The sequence below is a fragment of the Bacillus sp. TH19 genome, assembly GCF_016651075.1.
Lineage (GTDB): Bacteria > Bacillota > Bacilli > Bacillales > Bacillaceae_G > Bacillus_A > Bacillus_A mycoides.
On record NZ_JAEKEO010000010.1, the window covers coordinates 1504242 to 1525324 of the forward strand.

Sequence of the window (21083 nt, forward strand, 5' to 3'; positions counted from 1 at the left end):
ATAAATAAGTGTGGTGCTTTTTATGGAAAAGGTAACAACTTTATTTTTTAAAATAGAGGAGGTATAAATATGGAGGTTAACAATTTAATAATTGAAAATATGGATAACCCTCATGAGTTGGAGAGAATGTATAGAAAAGACCCGAAAGCTTTTAAAAAGTCATTCTCACAAGCATGGGATGAAAACCCTGATTCTCAGCTTCTAGCTGCTTGGTATGAAAGGATGCATTTCAAGGAAACGGAAAATGCAGAAAAAATATCGCTGTTTCAAAAAGGTTTCTTATTCATGGGCATGTTAGCTATTCTAGCTGGGCTAAGCACCAGAATCATTTTTCACTTTGTCGAACAGGGAGCAATTGCTCCAATTAACTTGGCTTTTGGTGTAATTCCCTTTATTGCTGCTTATTTTGTTTACAATAATACTCCGAAAAAAAGTATTATTTATTCCCTTGTAGCGTTGTTCCTAATTTCCGGGTTGTATCTTAATATGTTGCCATTAACTTATAAAGACAGCATTATCCTTGCTTATTTACATCTTCCTATATTGTTATGGGTCTTAGTAGGGCTTGCGTTTACAGGAAATGAATATTCAAAAGGAAGTACGAGATTAGCTTATATTAAATTTAATTTGGAATATGGTATTCTCTACGCCAGCATGGCAGTGAGCGGAATGGTACTAGCAGCATTAACCATGCAGTTATTTAGGTTTGTTGACTTGAATATAGAAGACTTCTATTTTAGTAATGTTATTTTATTTGGTGCTGCCGCTCTCGCTATTGTGGCTGCATACTTGGCATCAATGAATCTTAAACTTGCTAAGAATATTACACCATACATATCTAAAATTTTTAGTCCTCTCGTACTGATCACATTGTTGATTTATCTTATAACGGTTATATGGGTCGGGAAAAATCCGTTCTTGGACCGCAATTTCCTAATGGCCTTCAACGGAATACTCCTTGGTGTATTGGCTGTTACCATATTTTCCATTGTTGAGAGTGATTCAGATGAGAGAAAGAACATTTCAGATTATATCAATTTTGCCTTAATTGTTCTTGCGCTTATTATTGACACTGTGGCTTTATCAGCTATCGTATTCAGACTTTCTTCTTACGGGATTACACCTAATAGACTTGCTGTTTTAGGAGTAAACATACTGATTTGGGCAAATCTCATTTGGATTATGTTATCCTATATGCGTTTTCTACAAAACAAATCAGGACCGACAGCTATCCAAGATGCCGTTACGAAGTATTTGCCAATCTACGGACTTTGGGCAGCTTTCGTTATATTTACTTTTCCTATAATTTTTAATTAGAAAGACTTTGTTAACGTAACGACAAGCTAATTTTCTATAACGTATAAAATCCTTAGAGCCGATAAGTATCGTTACTTCTATACTTTCTCGACAATAAAAAAACGTCCCAAAATAGGACGTTTTTTATTATGTATATTGTTGTTTTTTCTTAATAAGCAATAACACTTGTGAAACACAAGCCAGAACGGGCAACTCAATTAACGGCCCAATAACGAGTGCAAGTGCAATAAGAGGCTCGTCTGGAAAAGCAGTCACAGCAATTGCGAGTGCAACCGGCGAGTTTCTCGCTAATGTTGTTAAGCTTAGGCTTACAGTGTCTTCATAGGATAAATGCATCATACGTCCTACAAACTGTCCTAGTATAAAGTTAATTATGAAGAACAGTAATACAGGTATAAGTAACAATAAAACAACATTCATATTTTGTAATAAGTACTTACCTTGTGAGGCGAACATCGCTACTATTGCTAAACTTAAAAATACAATTTGAGCAGAGCTAAAAAACGGAATGAGTTTATTCTCAAGTGTTTCAGCTTTTTTCATTTTATGCATAATGAATTTTGTAGCGTGCGCAAGTAAAAATGGTAAGACGATTACGATAACAATACTTTCTACTAAAATAGAAACCGCTACAGTCTTCATTACACCAGCAAATAAAAATAAATATATTGGAAGCAGTAGTACTTGTAAAATTAAATTTACTGGTAGAATTGATGTAGATAATGCGACGTTACCTTTTGCAATCTCTGTGAAAATTAAATACCAGTCTGTACACGGAGTAACCATTAACATAATAAAGCCGACCCAAAGTGCTGGGTGATCTGAAAGAAATAACGCGCCTAATCCCCAAGCAAGAAAAGGTGTCCATATAAAGTTAATACCTAGGCTTGTTCCAGCGAATTTTAAGTTGCGGAATCCATTTTTTATATCCTTTAATGGAATGCTAAGGAATAATCCATAAAGCATGAAAAATAAGAAGGGAACAATAAATTTTTCCGAATACATATGTATCATATTAAATTGTCCTAATATAACCCCGAATATAACAGCTGCAAGAATGATAAAGGTTTGAATCTTTTCTAAAGTACTCATTAATAAATCCTCTCTATAGATGAATTTCTCTCTCTAGTTGTATTATACAAGGGATTTCACTTATGTGTTTTCGAATTTATCATTTTGAATGAGGAAATATATTTCTTTATTGTTTTTAATCCGAGATATTTTTCTTTTTAAGAAGTTACTTGACTAAAGTAAGTAGATGTATTACAATCACTTACATAAGGTAATTAAATAACAAAAAGTTTTGAGTTACTTAGGTTAAGGTATCTATTGGAACTTTTTATTAGAATAAGAATTTTTATGATGATGAATAATGAATATGATAAGAAAGTTTAGGTGAAGAAAATGGGATTATTTAGCTCGTTATTTGGTAAAAAAGAAGAAAATACAAAAGTAGAGGAGAATAAAACAATGTCAAAAGTATTATTTGTAAAAGCAAACGATCGTCCAGCGGAGCAAGCGATTAGTTCAAAAATGTATGAAACATTTGTAAGTGCTTATAAGGAAGCAAATCCGAATACAGAAATTACGGAGTTAGATTTATTCGCATTAGATCTTCCGTATTACGGAAATATCGCTATTTCAGGTGGATATAAACGTAGTCAAGGAATGGAGATAACAGCTGAAGAAGAGAAGGCAGTTGCTACAGTGGATAAGTACTTAAACCAGTTTTTAGAAGCTGAAAAAGTAGTATTTGCATTCCCATTATGGAACTTTACAGTACCAGCACCATTAATCACGTATATTTCATATCTTTCTCAAGCGGGAAAAACGTTTAAATATACAGCGAACGGTCCAGAAGGTTTAGTTGGTGATAAGAAAGTAGTTGTTTTAGGTGCTCGTGGTTCAGATTACTCTTCTGAACAAATGGCTCCTATGGAAATGGCTGTTAATTACGTTACAAACGTACTTGGGTTCTGGGGAATTGCAAATCCAGAGACAGTTGTAATTGAAGGACACAATCAATATCCAGATCGTTCACAGCAAATTGTTGAAGAAGGTTTAGATAACGTTAAGAAAGTAGCGGCGAAATTTTAATTAATGATAGTAAATGTAAAACCAACATGGATGACCATGTTGGTTTTTTAGTCTAATTTCCATGTTAAAAAATGTATATTCATAAAATGAATGAAAAGTTTGAAAATAGTATTGCAAAATATTATATAACAAACTATAATGAGTTCAAGAATAGTTGATACTTAAATTAAATATTCAGAAAATTCAATTAGTTAAAATTGGAAAATGAAATAAGGAAATTTGAATGGGGGTTATATTATGGCGAATAAAGTACCGTTTTCGTTCATAGTAGTTATCGGATTAATGTTATTTGCACTATTTTTTGGAGCAGGAAATTTAATATTCCCAGCGATGCTTGGTCAATCGGCAGGAGAGAATGTATGGATTGCTAACGCTGGATTTTTAGTAACAGGAGTAGGTTTACCATTACTAGGTGTATTAGCATTTGGGATTTCAGGTAAAGAAGATTTACAGTCATTAGCAAGCCGAGTGCATCCAGTATTCGGAATTGTATTTACGACAGTTTTATACTTAGCAATCGGTCCGTTATTCGCTATTCCTAGAACAGGAAGCGTTTCTTATGAAATTGGTATTAAGCCTTTCGTGCCAGAAGGCTTAAGTTCTACAGCGCTAATTCTTTTTACAATTGTATTCTTTAGCATCACTTGTTTTTTTTCGCTAAACCCTGCGAAAATTGTCGATATTGTTGGAAAAATCTTGACGCCAATTAAATTAACGTTTATTGGAATTTTGGTAGTCTTTGCTTTTATTCATCCAATGGGAGAAATGCAAGCACCTGCAGAGGCTTATACATCACATGCGTTCTTTAAAGGGTTCCAAGAAGGATACTTAACAATGGATACGTTAGCATCATTCGTATTTGGTATTATCATTATCAATGCTATTAAAGAAAAGGGCGCAAAAACAAAAAAAGAAATTATGATTGTTTGTGCAAAAGCAACATTGATCGCTGCATCTATTTTAGCAATAATTTATTCAGCACTTTCCTTTATGGGAGCTTCAAGTGTTGCAAAACTTGGTCACTTAGATAACGGTGGTGCAGTGTTAGCAAAAGTTTCAAGCTATTATTTTGGTTCATATGGCGGAGTTATATTAGGTATAATGGTTATAGCAGCGTGTTTAACAACTAGTGTTGGACTTGTCTCAGCGTGTTCTTCATTTTTCCATAAGCTATTCCCGAGTATTCCATATAAAACGATTGCAATTATGTTATCAGTTTTCAGTGCAGTTGTTGCAAATGTAGGTTTAACACAATTAATCTCAATTTCAGTTCCTGTATTAACAGCGATTTATCCATTAGCAATCGTATTAATTTTCCTAACGTTCCTTCACCCATTGTTCAATGGAAGAGCTGAAGTGTATCAGGGAAGTTTATTAGTAACATTTATTGTAAGTATGTTTGATGGATTAAGTGCTGCTGGTGTGAAATTAGCAGTAGTGAGCGATATTCTTACTAAGTTACTTCCAATGCATGAGGTTGGATTAGGCTGGGTGTTACCAGCAGTAATTGGTGGATTAATTGGATACGGCATTAGCGTTGTGAAAATGAAAAATGGAGTTCGCCCAGCAGCTAGTGCGAATAAGAAAATAAGTTAAATGAAAAAAGTTATAGAATTTGATTCTATAACTTTTTTTGTTACTATTGATAAGAATAGAAAAAATAAAGTAATAGGGGAAATAAAATGAAAAAAACAATTGACCATATCGGGATCGCAGTTCGTGATATAGATAGTACGATACAGTTTTATGAAAAGGTTTTATCAGGAACTTTAATAGATCGATACGTAAGTGAAGCACCTGGTGTTGAAAGCGAAGTAGCTATTCTTGAAGTTGATGGTGATAGAATCGAATTACTTGCGCCAACGAATAATTCGACTTCTCCAATAGCACGATTTATAAAGCAAAAAGGGAAAGGTGTCCATCATGTTGCGTATCGTGTAGACGATTTAGATGTAGCTTTAGAAGAATTAAAGGAACAAGGGATTCGAACGTTAGAACATACGCTTCGAATTAATAAACATGGTAGACGATTAATTTATCTTAACCCAGCGGATACAGAGGGAACAATCATTGAGTACTGTGATTATCCGGAAGAGAAGTAAAGGAAGTTTATCCTTGAGAAAAGGTGTTACGTAATAACGTAACACCTTTATAATGTGAGCTTTTAATTTTTAGTTTTTTAATCATCCCCTTTGTAGAGGAAGAGTGCAGCAGCGAAATGATCCGCCAGATTTTATAATTTCTCCAAAGTCGATTTCAATAACCTCATAACCTCTAAGTCTCAGCTCTTTATTTGTTGTAGTATTAATGGGTAAACTAATCATCTTTTTATTGCCTAAAGATAATACATTGGTTGCTAAAGTAAATTGCTCTTTTTTAGATACTTCTATTAAATTATAACGATCTGATAACATTTTTAATGTACTATTACTAAATGCATGTGGATATATTAAGGCTTCTTCCTTTGAAATGATATTAAAAACACAATCTAAATGTAAAAAATCTTTGGAAAAAGGAACAGGAATTATTTTATAGTGTGTGAGCAACTGTTGAAGTTTTATTACAGAGTTAAATAACGTCTCGATTGCTTACGCCAATATATACAATATCTTGATCGATAATGACGTCGCCGCCTTCTATATGACTATTAATACAATCTATATAAGTAATATCTTTTTCTAATAATATTTTCTTGAAAATTTGCTCTTCTCCTTTACGAACTTCATTTTTCATGTTAGAAATGAAAACAGTTTCCCCTACAGTAAAACCGATATCTCTCGTGAAAACTTGTTCGGGAAAGCGTACTTCAGGAGGTAGCATTAAAGTGTGTATTCTATTTTCTTTAAGTATATCAATAAATTTTGAGTATTGTTCTCTCGCTAGATTTACATTAAAGCCTAAATTGATAAAATATTTTTGGGTCTTGTTTATACCGCTAGAAATATTCATATATAATGGTTCGCATAGTACAACTTTTTTTAACGTACTATATTCACTTGAGCAATATGACTTTAAAATACTCATTCTAATAATCCTCCAATATAGGTGATTTTTAAATTGTTATACGATGATTGAAGCTTAAAATATTTTTGGATACAGAAGATAAAACGTAATAAAATATGAACTTAAAAAGATTGAGCTTATAATAATTAAAGTGATTATTATAAGTTGTTATTTTTCTGTATTTTCAGTTTTTTATAACGACGGGTGTATCATTGCTCTAGAAAAAACGTAAAATAATTATAGGAACTCAGAATAATCTAGTATCTTTATAGATGAATTGTTTATCTGTTCCAAATCTGTATAACAAACCGCGATAGTGTAATTTTGCTCTAACCGATTTAGGCAGAAATAGAATTGACTAAAATCGGAATTAGTGTTCCGTAAGGTTATTTTATTTTGGGACCAATCGTCCATATTGAAGCCAAAACTATCTAATGGATATAGAAGTCCTTTTCCAATTGCTTTAACAAATGATTCTTTTAGAGTCCAAATATCAAAGAAAAACGATAACTGTCTATCGTGAGGAATATACTGAAAATAGTCGATTTCTTCTTGAGTAAAGCATAGTTCGGTTACGGAAAGATCTATAGGTTGAATTTTTTCAATGTCTACACCAATTCGTCCAGTTGAAGCAAGTCCACATATAATCCATTCTTCAGAATGAGATAAATTAAAATCCCCCTTCCAACCATGATATTTATTTAAAAAAGGGCGGCCTGTTCGATCTCTTTTAATAGAGATAGTATCTGCAGGTATGAGCAATAATCTTTGCAAACGTTTTCTGATGCATAGATGAGCTAATAATGTTCTTTGTTGATCTTCTAATTTATGAAATCTTAAAATTCTTTCCCTTTCATTTTTAGGTAATTCTGTGAGTTTCAGCTCTATGTCTTTGTAGGGTAGTAAAATTCCTAATTTAACTGCAATAATTTCTAAGTAACTATCAATTTTTTTCATAATGACCTCACTAACAATATAAATAATAGTCTCAAGAGAATTTAAATGTATAATTAATTTTATTATTTATCAACTACCATTAAATTATAGAGAGCGATATAAGATTTATTGAGAAATCATGTGAATTATATTAAGTGTTATTGTATAGCTATTTTGAAGAAATGAACAAACTTATGTTTTATTTTTTTTTGAAGTCAATTCAATTATTAAAAAAGTTTCTCAAGGTTTGTTATGTATTTTAGATTGCTTTGAAAATTAAATGAAGTTACAATTAATCCTGTTTAATAGTTGGAAAAATCAGAAAAATAAAAGGGGATTGGGTAAGTGATAATTTCTGGAGAAATAAAAGAATTTATAAAGAATTATGATGATAAATTACCATTCTCAGGTGCGATTTTAATTCAAAATAAAAAAAAGATCTTTGAAGATGGATTTGGATATGCGAATAGAAGTGAACAAATTTTTAATACATCACGTACTCGGTTTGGTATGGCTTCTGGGTGTAAAATTTTCACTGCAGTGGCAATATGTCAATTAGTTGAAAAGGGTGTTTTAACTTTTGATACCTGTTTGAAAGAGTGTTTAGAAGACTCATTCCCACATTTTTATGAAGGCATTACAATTCATCATTTATTAACTCATACTTCGGGCATACCAGATTATTTTGATGAAGAAGAAATGGATGATTTTGAAGATTTATGGAAGGATACACCAATGTATTCTATTAAATCTCCTGCAGATTTTCTGCCTATGTTTCAAAATTATCATATGAAGTTTAATCCTGGAAGTAAATTTTCTTATAGTAATGCAGGTTATATTTTACTTGGGTTGATTGTAGAAAAATTGACAGGGATGAAGTTTGCAGAATATGTAAAAGAGAATATATTTCAGGTTTGTGGCATGTCAGATTCAGGATATTTCCGGATGGATCAACTGCCGGAACGAACTGCACTTGGATATATAGATAATAAAGATGATAACACTTGGAGAACTAATATCTATTCGGTCCCTATAGTTGGTGGGCCAGATGGAGGGGCTTTTACAACAGTTTTAGATTTAGGAGAATTTTGGAATGGATTATTTAATGGGAAACTCCTAAATAAAGAGTACACTAATCAGTTGTTAACTCCTTATGTGAAAAATAATAGTTTACATTATGGATATGGTGTTTGGATTTCAATGGAAAATGATGAGATTCTCAAATATTTTGTATTTGGATTTGATCCAGGTGTGAGGGTTCATTCATCTGTAAATGCAAAGTCTAAGATGCAATTCCATATTATGTCTAATGTGGAACGAAATGTAGTTCCTCTTAAAAGTGGGATTGATAAATTAATTTCTGAAAAAAAGATTTAGTTTTTGAGATTCATGGATGTTTTTTGATACCTACAAAATAAAAAAGGATATGAATATTTAACTAAGAGTTAATATGCTTATAAAAACTGTTGGATTGTTCGCTTTAAATGATTAATTAGAGTATAAATTTTGAGAGCCTAAGGGTGTTTGTTAAGGATTTAAATGAAGGATTCCTGATATAAATCAACAGCATTAATTTCTATATAAAGGAGTTAATAATATGATTAGAGGAACTACCGATTTAGGGGAAAGTCAAAAGAAAGAGTTAGAGAAGCATCGTTTTTCGAAAGAAATCAACTTGGAAATTCGCGAATTACAAAAAACCAACAATTGGTATAATTTTTTTGCCATAGGATTGGATTGGGGTATTGTGTCCTTAGTAATTGCATTGAATTATTTTATCCCTACTATGTGGATGTATTTGATTAGTATTGTTATCATTGGTAGCCGTATGCGTGGCCTTGATATTATGATGCATGAGTCAAGTCATCGTATGCTTTTTAAAAATCGTAAATTAAATAAGTGGGTTGCATGTTTCTTTGCTGCTTATCCGATAATGATTTCTTATAAAGCATATTGTAAGAGTCACATGAATCACCACAGGTATTTATGGAGTGAGATAGACCCTGATAAGCAAAGGTATCAAATTGTTGGGTTAGATAAACCGACTAAAAATAAAATGGAATTTTTTATTCAGCATTGCTTAAAGCCTTTGTTCTTAGTACATGTGCCGAATTATTTGATTGGAATGATCAAAGTAACAGCATATGCAAAAGAGGAACCTAGATTTGATCAAATAATCAGGACTCTATATTGGGGCGCTATCATTATTTGTTCAATTGTTTTCGGTTTCTGGCAAGAGTTGATTTTATTTTGGGTAGTTCCGTTTTTAACAACTTTTCAAATGTTAAAATATTGGGCTGAAATGGCCGAACATGCAGGACTAGAATCGGAAAATGAGATATTTGCATCAAGAAATTCTTTTGGGAATTTTTTTGAGCGTTTTCTCATTCATCCTCATAGAAACTCATACCATTTGGTACATCACTTGTTCCCTGCTGTTCCACACTTTAATATAAAGAAGGCTCATCTTATTTTAATGAAAGATGAAGAATATCAAAAAGCGCATCATTGTACAGGGTTCTTTTTTTCCACTGCACCAGGATTCTCTTCTGTAATAGATGATATACAAGGACGGATACCATTTTGGAATAAAGTGAAAGGGAAATAGATCATTATACATGTTGTGCTACATAGGCTGTATGGAAATTTAATGGTTTACCAAAGATAATTCCTGATTGCACCCTAAAATATAAATGGGAGCTAGATTAATAAAAAAAATTGGGAGATGTTAGGTGGCTAATTAAGTTCTATAGAGCCTTTTAAAATTTAGTAAATAATTTTGATTCATAGGAAAGGAGAGTATATGAATAACACGATGCTTTTTTGTTTTCCTTATGCTGGTGGATCCGGTTCGATATATAGTAAGTGGAAAAATTACTTACATCCTAGTATTGAATTGAAACCAATTCAATACGCAGGAAGGGGTAAAAGATTTCAAGAAGATTGTTATGATGATATGAATCACGCGATTAATGATATATTCGAATGTATATATAGAGTTGTAGGTAATTGCGATTACGCGTTTTTTGGTCACAGTATGGGCGGGCTTATCGCTTATGAACTTTGTAAGGAAATAGAAAGTAGAAATCTTAATGCTCCTGTGCATATTTTTCTATCAGGTGTAAAGCCCCCAAATTTTATTAGAGAACAAAAAGTGTCTAACTTACCAGAAAAAGAATTTAAAGATGTGATATTAAATTTAAATGGTACTCCAAAAGAAATTCTTAATAATCAGCAGTTAATGGATATATTTATCCCAATTTTAAGATCTGACTTTAAATTGATAGAAGAATATAAATTCAGTAATGAATTGTACAAGTTAAATACGTGTATTACTGCAATGTACGGTAAGCTGGATGATGTTACTGAGGAATACATGAAAAAATGGTGTGAGTTTACTTCGAGAGATACTGTTGTTTATGGCTATCCAGGAGATCACTTTTTTATTAATGAAAATTACATTGATATTATAAATCTTATTAATTCAACATTGGTTGGGAGAGGAGATTATTATGAGCAATGATGTTTATAATGCAGATTTGTTAACTAAAGAGGAGAAGTTTTGGTTGGATCAACTATCAACGGATTTAGAAATGAGTAGTTTTGTAAATTTTAATAAAAAAGTTGGTGTGAAAAATCAGGAAGAAAAAATATTTACATATAGGTTATCAGAAAACATATCACATAAAATTAGTGAAATAAGTAATCATTCTGAATATGGAATGCTTATCATTTTGATTGCTAGTGTGAAATATTTGCTCTCAATATACACGGATAGTAAAGATATTTCTATTGGAACGCCAGTAATTCAATCAAAATCTGGCACAGCATATTATGATCATCTTTTGATTATAAGAAGTAATGTCCATAGTAATATGACATTTAAAGAGCTTCTATTAAAAGTACAACAAAACATTACAGAGGCAAATAAAAATCAGAAAGTATCGCATAAGCGATTAGCAAAACTTTTAGGAGATGAGAATGCAAATTCTAATAAACTGAATCCTCGTACAGTCATACAGTTTGAAAATATTCAACATAATATTTCTAATCATTATACAAATGCAGATACCGTCTTTAATTTTACATGGCATGGAGATAAACTAGAGTGTTGTATCACTTGTAAAGAAAGTGTAGGAGACTTGATTGAAAGAGTTATAAATCAATTGACTCATTTGTTAAAAGCAGTAGTAGCTAATCCGAGTATAAGGCTCTCTGAAATTGATATTTTATCCAATGAGAGAAATCGTATTCTAAATGAGTTTAACAACACAACAACAGATTTTCCTAAGGATCAATCTGTTGTTGACTTGTTTGAATTTCAAGTAGCTAAAAGTCCACATAAGCTAGCAGTCTTTTACCAAAATCAAAATTTAACTTACGAGGAATTAAATATAAGAGCAAATCATATAGCACATAAATTAGTTGAATTAGGAGCTAAAAAAGATTCTGTAATAGGAATTATGTTAGATAGATCGCTCGAACTTCCAATTGGTATATTAGGTGTTTTAAAGGCAGGAGCTGCATATTTACCCATTGATCCAAACTATCCAAATGAACGAATTAATTATCTTTTAAGTAATTCTAATGTAGATATCATTTTGAAGTGCAGCAATAATGAATTTAATTTTATAATTGAAAACACTAGATTTATTGATATAGATACAACTTTGAGAGACGGTACACCTATAGAAATGAGTGGGAATTTAGAATTGAAAATCCCATTAGAGAGCTTAATGTATGTTCTTTATACATCTGGAAGCACTGGTGACCCTAAAGGAGTTATGGTGAAAAGAAATTCATTTATGAATTTGCTCAACTGGTATACCAATGAATTTGATATGAATCCAACCGATAATGTATTATTAATTGCCCCAATTAGTTTCGATACAGCGCATAAAAATTTATTTGCTCCATTGATAAAAGGGGGGCGATTGCACCTTTTTGAGTCAGGTATGTATGATTACAATAAAATGTCTGATTATATAAATATTCATAAAATCACGAGCGTTAATTGTACCCCAAGTGGTTTTTATCCATTGGTTGATTATAATGAGAGAACTAATTTTAGCAGGTTAATCACGTTGAAGCGTATTTTTTTAGGTGGTGAATCGATAAATTGTAAAAAACTCAAACCTTTAGTTAAATCAATAAATTTCAAGAGCGAAATTATAAATACGTATGGTCCCACGGAATGCACGGATTTAGCCGCTTTCTATAGAATTAGTAATCAAGAGATAGAACAATTGAAGGTGATTCCAATCGGGAAGCCTCTTAATAATGTCGAAATATACATTGTTGATCAAGAAATGAATCTTGTACCTATTGGTGTAACAGGAGAACTGTGTATTGCTGGGGTTGGATTGGCACGTGGGTATTATAATGCTCCAGATTTAACGAGAGAAAAATTTGTAGAGTTTCCGAAAATTACCGAAAAAAAAGTTTATAAAACAGGAGATATGGCAAGGTGGATGCCTGATGGGAATATTGAATTTATTGGAAGGAAAGATAATCTTACGAAAATAAGGGGGTTTCGGGTAGAAGTTGGGGAGATAGAGACTGGTCTTATGAAGCATCCAGATGTAGATGAGGTTGTTGTTGTTGCAATCGAAGATACTTTCGGTACGAAAGTATTAAGTGCTTATTTTGTTGCCAATGTGAATATAACAAACTCAGAATTAAGAAATTTCCTTATTAAAAGTTTGCCGAATTTCATGGTGCCAACCTACTTCACTCAACTGAAAAAAATGCCACTCAATCAAAACGGGAAAATTGATCGTAAAGCATTGCCAGTGTCCAACTTGGATCCAGTATCAGACTTCGACTATGTTGCACCAGAAGGCGAATTGGAAAAAAAGGTTGCACATATATGGAGAGATGTTCTTAATATTCAAAAGATAGGAGTGTATGATAATTTTTTTGAGTTAGGTGGGCATTCTTTAAATGCTGCTTCGATTATATTGAAAGTTAACCAAGAATTTGACGTGAATATACACTTAAGTGAAATGTTTAAAAAGCCAACTATAAAAGAATTTACAACTCTAATACTGGATGGGGAACAACATAAAAGTTCAATTATATTACCTGTTGAAGCAAGAGAATACTATCCTGTTTCATCACAGCAAAAAAGGCTATTTATTATGTGGCAACTTAATCGTGATTCAGTAGCTTATAATTTACCGTCGGGGACAAGCATAGAGGGTGATCTCGAATATGATATGTTGGTGAGAGCTTTCCAACATCTTGTTGATCGTCATGAATCTTTACGTACATCGTTTTCATTCATCAATGGACAAGTGGTGCAGTATGTACATCCTAAATTAAAGGTTATTGTTGATATCGTTGAAGCGTCGGAAGAAGAATTAATGGAGTATGTACATGGGTTTGCTACACCTTTTAATCTGGGACAACCTCCTCTATTTAGAATCAAAGTTATTAAAATCAGAGAAAATAAGCATTTGCTGTTAACTGATGCTCACCATATTGTCTTTGATGGTATATCGATGGACATAATTATGGAGGAATTTTATGATAGTTATTTAAATAAAGATTTGCCTCCGATTAAATTACAATATAGAGACTATGCAGTATGGCAGGCAGAATTTTTTCAGACTGATGATTTTAAGAGTAAAGAAAAGTATTGGCTAAACATATTTAAAGATGAACCTCCATTACTGGAGTTAAATACAGATTATCCACGACACCCGGTGCAACTTTATGATAGTGATTATGTACCAATTATGGCGGGATACGATTTGACAAAGCGTTTGAAAAAGATAGCGAAGGAGAATGGGACAACCCTATATACGGTGCTACTTGCTGCTTTAAATGTATTGTTTTTAAAATATACGGGTCAAGAAGATATTACGATTGGTACCCCTACAGCTGGCCGATCTCGTCCAGGTTTGGAACGGACTATTGGTATGTTTGTGAATACGGTAGTAATAAGAAATTTCCCATGTCGTAAAAAAACATTTCTGAATTTTCTGGATGAAGTGAAGGATAATACAATAAAAGCCATTGATCATGAGGAATATCCGTTTGAATTGTTAGTAAATCAAGTAGATGCTTATCGAAATACAGGGAGAAATCCAATATTTGATATTATGTTTTCTTTGGATAATGATGAGTATTTCTTTAAGGATAAAGGGGAATTAACTTTCCGAAAATTCCCATTTGAAAGTAGTATGACTCAATTTGATATGTTCATTCATGTATTAGAAATTAATGAAGATATGCATTTTAAGTGGAAGTATCGTAAGGATATATTCAAGAAGGATACAGTACAAAGATTAGCAGAACATTTTATTTATCTACTTGATGAGATTACCGAAAAGATGGATATACCATTACAAGATATCCAGATGATGTCTGAATCAGAGATGAAAACCGTTCTTTATGAATTTAATAATACGACGGATGAATATTCGTATCAAATGACGGTGCATGAGATATTTGAGCAGAAAGTGAAAGAAGGTCCATCAGAAAATGCCATCGTGTATAAAGAAATGACACTAACGTACTCTGAGCTGGATGCAAGGGCAAATCAACTGGCCCGCACTTTAAGAAAAAAGGGAGTGCAAAGAAATAGCGTTGTTGGACTTATTGCAGAGCCTTCCTTAGAAATGGTCATAGGAGTTCTCAGTGTGCTAAAAGCAGGAGGGGCATTTTTACCGATTGATCCCACTCTTCCAATAAGCAGGATAAAATATTTTTTGAGAGACAGTGATTGTCAGTTGGTTCTGGCCCGAAATAATATGAAGGAACGCTTTACTTTTGAACAGGAAGTAATTAGGTTGGATGATGAAATAAACTGTAAAGAAGATGGTTGTTATCTTGAAAACATAAACCAGCCCGACGATTTGGCATATGTAATTTATACCTCTGGAACAACCGGTAACCCTAAAGGGGTTATGGTCGAACACAAGAATATTGTGAATCAGTTGATAGGACTCATTCGGAAATTAAAATTTAATCAAGAAATGAATCATTTATTGCTAGCAAAAATCACATTCGATGTTTCTGTTCAACAAATCCTTCTCCCGATTCTCTCTGGGGGTAGGTTATATATTCCTGAGGAAGAGCTAATCGCTGAGCCAAGAAATATGTGGAACTTTATTGAGAAAAATAAAATTAATGTCTTGGGCGCTGTACCTACCCATTTGAAAGTTTTAATAGATAATATTGTCATAAGTCAACCTCTTAACTATGTTCTTGTAGCCGGTGAGGTCTTTACAAAGAGTCTTTATGATCAATTAAAGAGTACTGTTAATGCTGAGATGATTATTAATCTGTATGGTCCAACCGAGACGACGATTTTTTCAACATACTATATTTGTCGTGAAAATGAAGAGGGTTCGAGCATACCAATAGGTAAGCCTCTAAGTAACTATAGGGCATATATTTTAAATCAAGATTATTATCCTGTACCTATTGGTGTGACTGGGGAGTTATATATTGCTGGGGCAGGTGTAGGAAGGGGATATATCAATAAGTCAGATTTGAAAGATGAAAAATTTATGTCCAATCCATTTATTCCAGGTGAGAAAATGTATAAAACGGGAGACCTTACAAGGTGGCTCCCTAATGGGGACATTGAGTATCTTGGAAGGATTGACCATCAGGTAAAGGTTAAGGGAGTCCGAGTAGAGCCAGATGAAATAAAAAACCACATTTTAAATCATGAATATATTGATAATGCAATTGTTGTTGCGAAACAAAATCAAAGTAATGAAAGCTATTTGTGTGCGTATCTAATTACAAACCAAGAGGTTACCAGTACAGAATTAAGGGAGTATTTGAGGAATAAGTTACCTGAATATATGATTCCGTCACATTTTGTGCAATTAGAGAGTATGCCTGTAACGAATAACGACAAAGTCGACGTAAGAGCCTTGCAAGAAAGGGATGATGAGAATTATATATCGTTAGGTACTACTTATATAGCACCTGGAACGAATCTAGAAAAAATGATAGCGGAGATCTGGAAACAGGTACTTGGGGTAAATCAGGTCGGTATTTATGATCATTTCTTCGAACTTGGTGGAAATTCACTGAATATTATTCAAATAAATGAACGGTTGAAAAATGATTTGAACATCGACATAACTGTAATGATGCTATTTAGATATCCTACAATTTATTCTCTATCCCAGCAATTAAAGATGACCGCTGAGAGCAGGGTACAGGAAAAAATGAATTCAAATAGAGTTCAGGTAATAAAGGAATCGAAAAATAGGTTAAAACAAAGACGTCAAAGAAAGAGGGATTCGAATGAATGATAGTGCACAGGAACCGATAAGAAATGGTATAGAGATTGCTATTATTGGAATGTCTTGCAGATTTCCTGGTGGAGATACTATAAATGAATTCTGGGAAAATTTGAAGAATGGTGTAGAATCGGTAACCTTCTTCACAGATAAGGAGTTACAGAAAGGAGGAATTGATCTAGAAACGATCCAAAATCCCAATTATATAAAGGCTGGTGGGGCTATTACAGGAACAGAATGGTTCGACAATAAATTATTTAATTACTCACCTAGGGAATTAGAGGTAATGGATCCGCAGCTGAAAATTTTGCACGAGTGTGCTTGGGAAGCATTAGAGAGTAGTGCTTACTTTTCGGATAACTTTAATGGTTTAATTGGTACTTATATTGGAGCATCTACAAACTTATATTGGTTAGAAGCGGTATATGATGGGGCGAAAGATTTTATAAAAGAAGCAGAATTTTTAAATGGTTCTCAATTTTTTGGTACCAGATTATCACATAAATTAAATTTGAAAGGTCCTAGTTATACAGTTCAAACTGCATGTTCCTCTTCATTGGTTGCTGTGCACTTGGCATGTCAAGCTCTATTAAGTGGAGATTGTGACATTGCTTTGGCTGGAGGGGTTTCACTTACATTACCTGAGAAAAGAGGGTATTTATACAAGGATGGCATGATTCTTTCACCAGATGGACACTGTAGACCTTTTGATGATAATGCTAGGGGAACGGTCAATGGAAATGGAGCGGGAATTGTTGTTTTGAAGCGTATGGAGGATGCGATTGCTGATGGAGATTTCATCCATGCTGTTGTGAAAGGATCCGCAATAAATAATGATGGCGCTGATAAGGTTAGTTTTAATGCGCCAAGTGTAGAAGGACAAGCTGCTGTTATTAGAGCAGCTCATCACATGGCCGAGGTAGAATCTGAAAGTATATCATATGTAGAGGCTCATGGTACTGGAACAATGCTAGGTGACCCGATTGAGGTTGAAGCCTTGAAGTTGGCATTTAATACAGAGAAGAATAATTTTTGTGGTATTGGATCGGTTAAAGGGAATATTGGTCATCTTGATAACGCTGCAGGTATAGCAGGTTTGATAAAAACTGTAGTTGCTTTGGAGAATCGCATGATTCCACCAAGCATTAACTACGAGAAAGCAAATGAAAAAATTAATTTTGGTAATAGTCCATTTTATGTACAGGATACATTGGCGGAATGGAAGAACCAAGAGTTTCCTTTAAGAGCAGGAGTAAGTTCATTTGGTATGGGAGGAACAAATGCCCATGTTGTACTTGAGGAACCTCCCCAAAGAGAAGCTTCTGAGCGGAGTAGGAGATATCAATTACTTTCTTTTTCTGCACAAACGAAAAAATCTCTTGAAGAGCAAACTAAAAAGTTAGCTGAATATTTAAATCATAACAATAATGTGAATTTGGCTGATGTAGCTTATACACTTTTAAATGGAAGGAAAAATTTAAAATATCGAAGAGCATTAGTGGTTTCGGATATAGAGGAAGCGAAGCGAGAATTTTTTATTCAAAATTCTGCTAAGGTTCAAACTAACATTTGTGATGGCGGTAGTAAGCAAATAATTTTCATGTTTCCCGGGCAGGGTGCGCAATATGTAAATATGGGATTAGATTTATATAAAGAAGAGAAGAGATTTCGAGATGAAGTGAATCTTTGTTGTGAGATTTTAGAAGAGATTAGTGGGATTGATTGGAAGGAAGTCTTATATCCAAAGGACCTGGAAGCTAGAATGAGAGATGATATAAATCAAACATCTAATACACAGCCTGCAATATTTATTTTTGAATATTCATTAGCAAAAACATTAATGGAATGGGGCGTCTATCCGGACGGCATGATTGGACATAGTATAGGGGAATATGTGGCGGCTTGTTTGGCGGGAGTGTTCTCATTAAAGCAAGCGCTACAGTTGGTGTATGAGCGGGCGACCTTAATGCAGCAATTACCTAAAGGAAGCATGATAAGTGTAATGGCTTCGAAAAATGAAATTTTACCACTAATGAATCAAGATGTATCTATTGCCGCGGTGAATAGTCCAATATCATGCGTAATCTCAGGTTCTGATGAGGCAATCTATACTTTTGAGGGGGAATTGATTAGGAAAGGTTTTCAGTTTAAAAAACTTACAACTTCCCATGCCTTTCATTCATCCATGATGGACTCAATTTTAGATACCTATGGAAAGAAGTTAAAAGAAATTAATTTCCAGGATATTAAAATACCATTTATATCCAATTCTACAGGAGAATGGATTACGGAAGAACAAGCAAAAAGTGCAGATTATTGGGTGAATCATCTGCGACATGTAGTGGAATTTTCTGAGGGCATTAAGCATCTACTATCGGGTACGGAAAGTATTTTTGTGGAGGTTGGACCAGGTAGAACATTAAGTAGTTTTGTTAGACAACATACTCAAGGAGAATCAAAATGCCCAATTATTAATACTGTAAGGCATCCTAAAGAAAAAATTTTTGATGACAATTACTTGCTTCAAAATATTGGTAAGTTGCATATTCATGGCGTGAAGATTAACTGGTCCAAGTATTTTTCGCAAGAAAGAAGATATCGTGTTCCACTCCCTACGTATCCTTTTGAACGGCAGTTCTTTAGCCTTTCTAAGGATATTGAAATGGAAGAGAGTTCCCCTTTCTCGCAAAGTGACTATGTAGAAGAGCTAAAGAGGAATGTTGTTCCGAAAGATGATAAACAGCGGAAAATTATAGAATCATATAAGAGAGTTACGGGAGTAAAACAAGTTAGTATCCATGATGATTTCTTTGAATTAGGAGGTAGCTCATTAACGGCTATCAATGTTGTTTCGAGCTTACAGAAGGATTTTGATATTTCTATTAATCATTTATTTGAATACCCTAGAGTCTCTGATCTAGCGCAGCATATGACATATAAAAAGGAGAAGACCATTCCAGATGCATTAGCAACTTATCTGATTGCTAGAGGAGAAAGGCATCGGTTAATGGAGGAGAAGATAAGAGGCGACATAGCGATACGAAGTTTATATGATGATAGAAACAAAAAGTATTACGAAATCAACCTTTCTTGCCAAACCGGTTATAAGGAAGTTCTATTGACAGGAAGCACGGGATATTTGGGCGTTTACTTATTACATGATTTATTAACTGAATTAGATTGCAATGTACATTTGATTGTAAGAAGTGACAATGGTATACAAGCAGAAAATCGCATTAAAGAAAAAGTTTGCTCTTATTTTGGAACATCTTTTTATGATAAGTATAAGAAAAGAATTTTTGTATATAGTGGCGACCTGACAAAAAATATATGGGCTTAGATTTGCCGAACTATCAATATTTGAGTGAAACAATCCAATGTATTATACATTCAGCAGGCAGTGTTAGTCATTATGGGAAATATGAAAAATCCTATGAAGCAAACGTTCTAGCTACGAGAAATGTAATTGATTTTTCGCTTAAGGGAGTAAAGAAAGATGTGAATCATATTTCTACATTGGCTGTAGCTTCTGGTGTAGTAAAGAATAACGAAGATATATTGTATACGGAGTATGATAATGATTTAGGGCAAATTATTGAAAATCCTTATCCAAAGACAAAGTTAGAAGCTGAAAAGATTGTACTGGAAACGAGGGATAAGGGAATAAATGTAAATGTTTTTCGGGTGGGAAACATTGGTTTTGATTCTAAAACAGGAAGGTTTCAAGAAAACATAGAGCAGAATGCATTATACTCAATGATGAAATCATATATAAGAATTGGATTGGTTCCAGAAATGGAAAGAGATATAGATTTTGCATGTGTGGATGATGTTAGTCAGGCAATTATTAAGTTGTTTAATAAAAAAGAATTAATGAATGAGACTCATCACATTTTCAATCCTAACTATGTAAGCTTATCAGCTCTTTTAACAACGTATGGATTAGACATAGATGTAAAAGAAACTTCAATTGATAAATTTATAGATTATATCTTTGATGAAAAGCAATTTAATCAATATGCATCAGATATATATAACTTACAGCTGCATTGTATAGGAGATGAATTGAAAACATTTAATGATGTCGAACAAACATTGTTCCATATAATGGGAGATAAAACGAATATGCTGTTAAGAAAAACGGGTTTTGTATGGAATAATATTACGGATGAAATGACGAAAAAAATGATTAGATATGGTCAAAAAGTGAATTATTTCGAAAAACATTAAATATAAAGTGGTGATAATTTGAAGTATAGAGAATATTTTTCACTAACTCATCCTCAACAAAGGATTTGGTATATGGAGAAAATTAATCCTCATCAGCCATTGCATAATATTGGGGGAACAGTAAAGATACAAGGAGAAGTGGATTTTGTTTGTCTTGAGAAAGCAATTAATTATTTTATAAAAAAAATGATGGAATCAGGCATCGATTTGTAGAATCGGATGAGAAGGTTC

At 33.2% G+C, this 21083-nt stretch carries 11 protein-coding genes and 3 pseudogenes; 11 read left to right on the plus strand and 3 right to left on the minus strand.

Annotated elements, in window-relative coordinates; all coding sequences use genetic code 11:
* Window positions 1–69 precede the first annotated feature (69 nt).
* Window positions 70–1317, plus strand: a complete 1248-nt coding sequence (locus tag JFU54_RS25470) for a DUF4153 domain-containing protein (protein ID WP_201066856.1) — start codon at window positions 70–72, stop codon at window positions 1315–1317.
* 126 nt (window positions 1318–1443) lie between these two features.
* Here the strand turns inward: JFU54_RS25470 and JFU54_RS25475 are convergent, their stop codons facing one another.
* Window positions 1444–2409: an arsenic resistance protein gene (locus JFU54_RS25475; RefSeq protein ID WP_201066858.1), complete on the minus strand. Its 966-nt coding sequence runs from the start codon at window positions 2407–2409 to the stop codon at window positions 1444–1446.
* Between the two features lie 312 nt (window positions 2410–2721).
* Here JFU54_RS25475 and JFU54_RS25480 point away from each other — a divergent pair, with 312 nt between their 5' ends.
* From JFU54_RS25480 to JFU54_RS25490, 3 genes are all read left to right on the plus strand, one after another.
* Window positions 2722–3414, plus strand: coding sequence for an FMN-dependent NADH-azoreductase (locus JFU54_RS25480; protein WP_016092819.1), 693 nt, complete (start codon window positions 2722–2724; stop codon window positions 3412–3414).
* 237 nt (window positions 3415–3651) lie between these two features.
* Window positions 3652–5010 (plus strand): branched-chain amino acid transport system II carrier protein, encoded by a 1359-nt coding sequence (gene brnQ, locus JFU54_RS25485; RefSeq protein ID WP_002141315.1) that lies wholly within the window; start codon window positions 3652–3654, stop codon window positions 5008–5010.
* 86 nt (window positions 5011–5096) lie between these two features.
* Window positions 5097–5516 carry a VOC family protein gene (locus tag JFU54_RS25490; protein ID WP_002141316.1) on the plus strand — a complete coding sequence of 140 codons (420 nt, stop codon included), beginning with the start codon at window positions 5097–5099 and terminating at the stop codon, window positions 5514–5516.
* 81 nt (window positions 5517–5597) lie between these two features.
* Here the strand turns inward: JFU54_RS25490 and JFU54_RS25495 are convergent.
* Window positions 5598–6438, minus strand: a pseudogene (locus JFU54_RS25495) (dimethylarginine dimethylaminohydrolase family protein).
* Window positions 6439–6654: 216 nt separating this feature from the next.
* A complete protein-coding gene (locus JFU54_RS25500) occupies window positions 6655–7374 on the minus strand; it encodes a 4'-phosphopantetheinyl transferase family protein (protein ID WP_002141318.1) in 720 nt (239 codons plus the stop codon).
* A 324-nt stretch (window positions 7375–7698) separates the two neighbouring features.
* On the opposite strand from JFU54_RS25500, the gene JFU54_RS25505 reads away from it, so the two are divergent.
* The 7 genes and pseudogenes from JFU54_RS25505 to JFU54_RS29890 all read left to right on the plus strand — a co-directional run bounded on the left by JFU54_RS25505 (window position 7699) and on the right by JFU54_RS29890 (window position 21065).
* Entirely contained in the window at window positions 7699–8730 is a 1032-nt protein-coding gene (locus tag JFU54_RS25505; RefSeq protein ID WP_012260750.1) for a serine hydrolase domain-containing protein, read from the plus strand.
* A gap of 220 nt (window positions 8731–8950) precedes the next feature.
* Window positions 8951–9961, plus strand: a complete 1011-nt coding sequence (locus tag JFU54_RS25510; RefSeq protein WP_002141320.1) for a fatty acid desaturase family protein — start codon at window positions 8951–8953, stop codon at window positions 9959–9961.
* A 195-nt stretch (window positions 9962–10156) separates the two neighbouring features.
* Window positions 10157–10876 carry a thioesterase II family protein gene (locus JFU54_RS25515; RefSeq protein ID WP_002141321.1) on the plus strand — a complete coding sequence of 240 codons (720 nt, stop codon included), beginning with the start codon at window positions 10157–10159 and terminating at the stop codon, window positions 10874–10876.
* The gene (locus tag JFU54_RS25520; protein WP_201066860.1) at window positions 10866–16634 is read left to right on the plus strand and encodes a non-ribosomal peptide synthetase; all 5769 of its coding nucleotides are present in this window, start codon (window positions 10866–10868) and stop codon (window positions 16632–16634) included. The genes JFU54_RS25515 and JFU54_RS25520 overlap by 11 nt, the downstream gene beginning before the upstream one ends.
* 49 nt (window positions 16635–16683) lie before the next feature.
* Window positions 16684–17718, plus strand: a pseudogene (locus tag JFU54_RS30420) (beta-ketoacyl synthase N-terminal-like domain-containing protein); the annotation flags it as partial.
* A gap of 33 nt (window positions 17719–17751) precedes the next feature.
* A pseudogene (locus JFU54_RS25525) lies at window positions 17752–20852 on the plus strand (acyltransferase domain-containing protein).
* Between the two features lie 72 nt (window positions 20853–20924).
* Window positions 20925–21065, plus strand: a complete 141-nt coding sequence (locus JFU54_RS29890) for a hypothetical protein (protein WP_242489448.1) — start codon at window positions 20925–20927, stop codon at window positions 21063–21065.
* The last annotated feature ends 18 nt before the right edge of the window (window positions 21066–21083 follow it).

What these genes read in the sequence shown, in the direction of transcription:
- JFU54_RS25500 (WP_002141318.1), bottom strand. Translation starts at nt 7,374, where the DNA reads ATGAAAAAAATTGATAGTTACTTAGAAATTATTGCAGTTAAATTAGGA.
- JFU54_RS25520 (WP_201066860.1), top strand. Translation starts at nt 10,866, where the DNA reads ATGAGCAATGATGTTTATAATGCAGATTTGTTAACTAAAGAGGAGAAG.
- brnQ (WP_002141315.1), top strand. Translation starts at nt 3,652, where the DNA reads ATGGCGAATAAAGTACCGTTTTCGTTCATAGTAGTTATCGGATTAATG.
- JFU54_RS25510 (WP_002141320.1), top strand. Translation starts at nt 8,951, where the DNA reads ATGATTAGAGGAACTACCGATTTAGGGGAAAGTCAAAAGAAAGAGTTA.
- JFU54_RS25475 (WP_201066858.1), bottom strand. Translation starts at nt 2,409, where the DNA reads ATGAGTACTTTAGAAAAGATTCAAACCTTTATCATTCTTGCAGCTGTT.
- JFU54_RS25490 (WP_002141316.1), top strand. Translation starts at nt 5,097, where the DNA reads ATGAAAAAAACAATTGACCATATCGGGATCGCAGTTCGTGATATAGAT.
- JFU54_RS29890 (WP_242489448.1), top strand. Translation starts at nt 20,925, where the DNA reads ATGGAGAAAATTAATCCTCATCAGCCATTGCATAATATTGGGGGAACA.
- JFU54_RS25515 (WP_002141321.1), top strand. Translation starts at nt 10,157, where the DNA reads ATGAATAACACGATGCTTTTTTGTTTTCCTTATGCTGGTGGATCCGGT.
- JFU54_RS25470 (WP_201066856.1), top strand. Translation starts at nt 70, where the DNA reads ATGGAGGTTAACAATTTAATAATTGAAAATATGGATAACCCTCATGAG.
- JFU54_RS25480 (WP_016092819.1), top strand. Translation starts at nt 2,722, where the DNA reads ATGGGATTATTTAGCTCGTTATTTGGTAAAAAAGAAGAAAATACAAAA.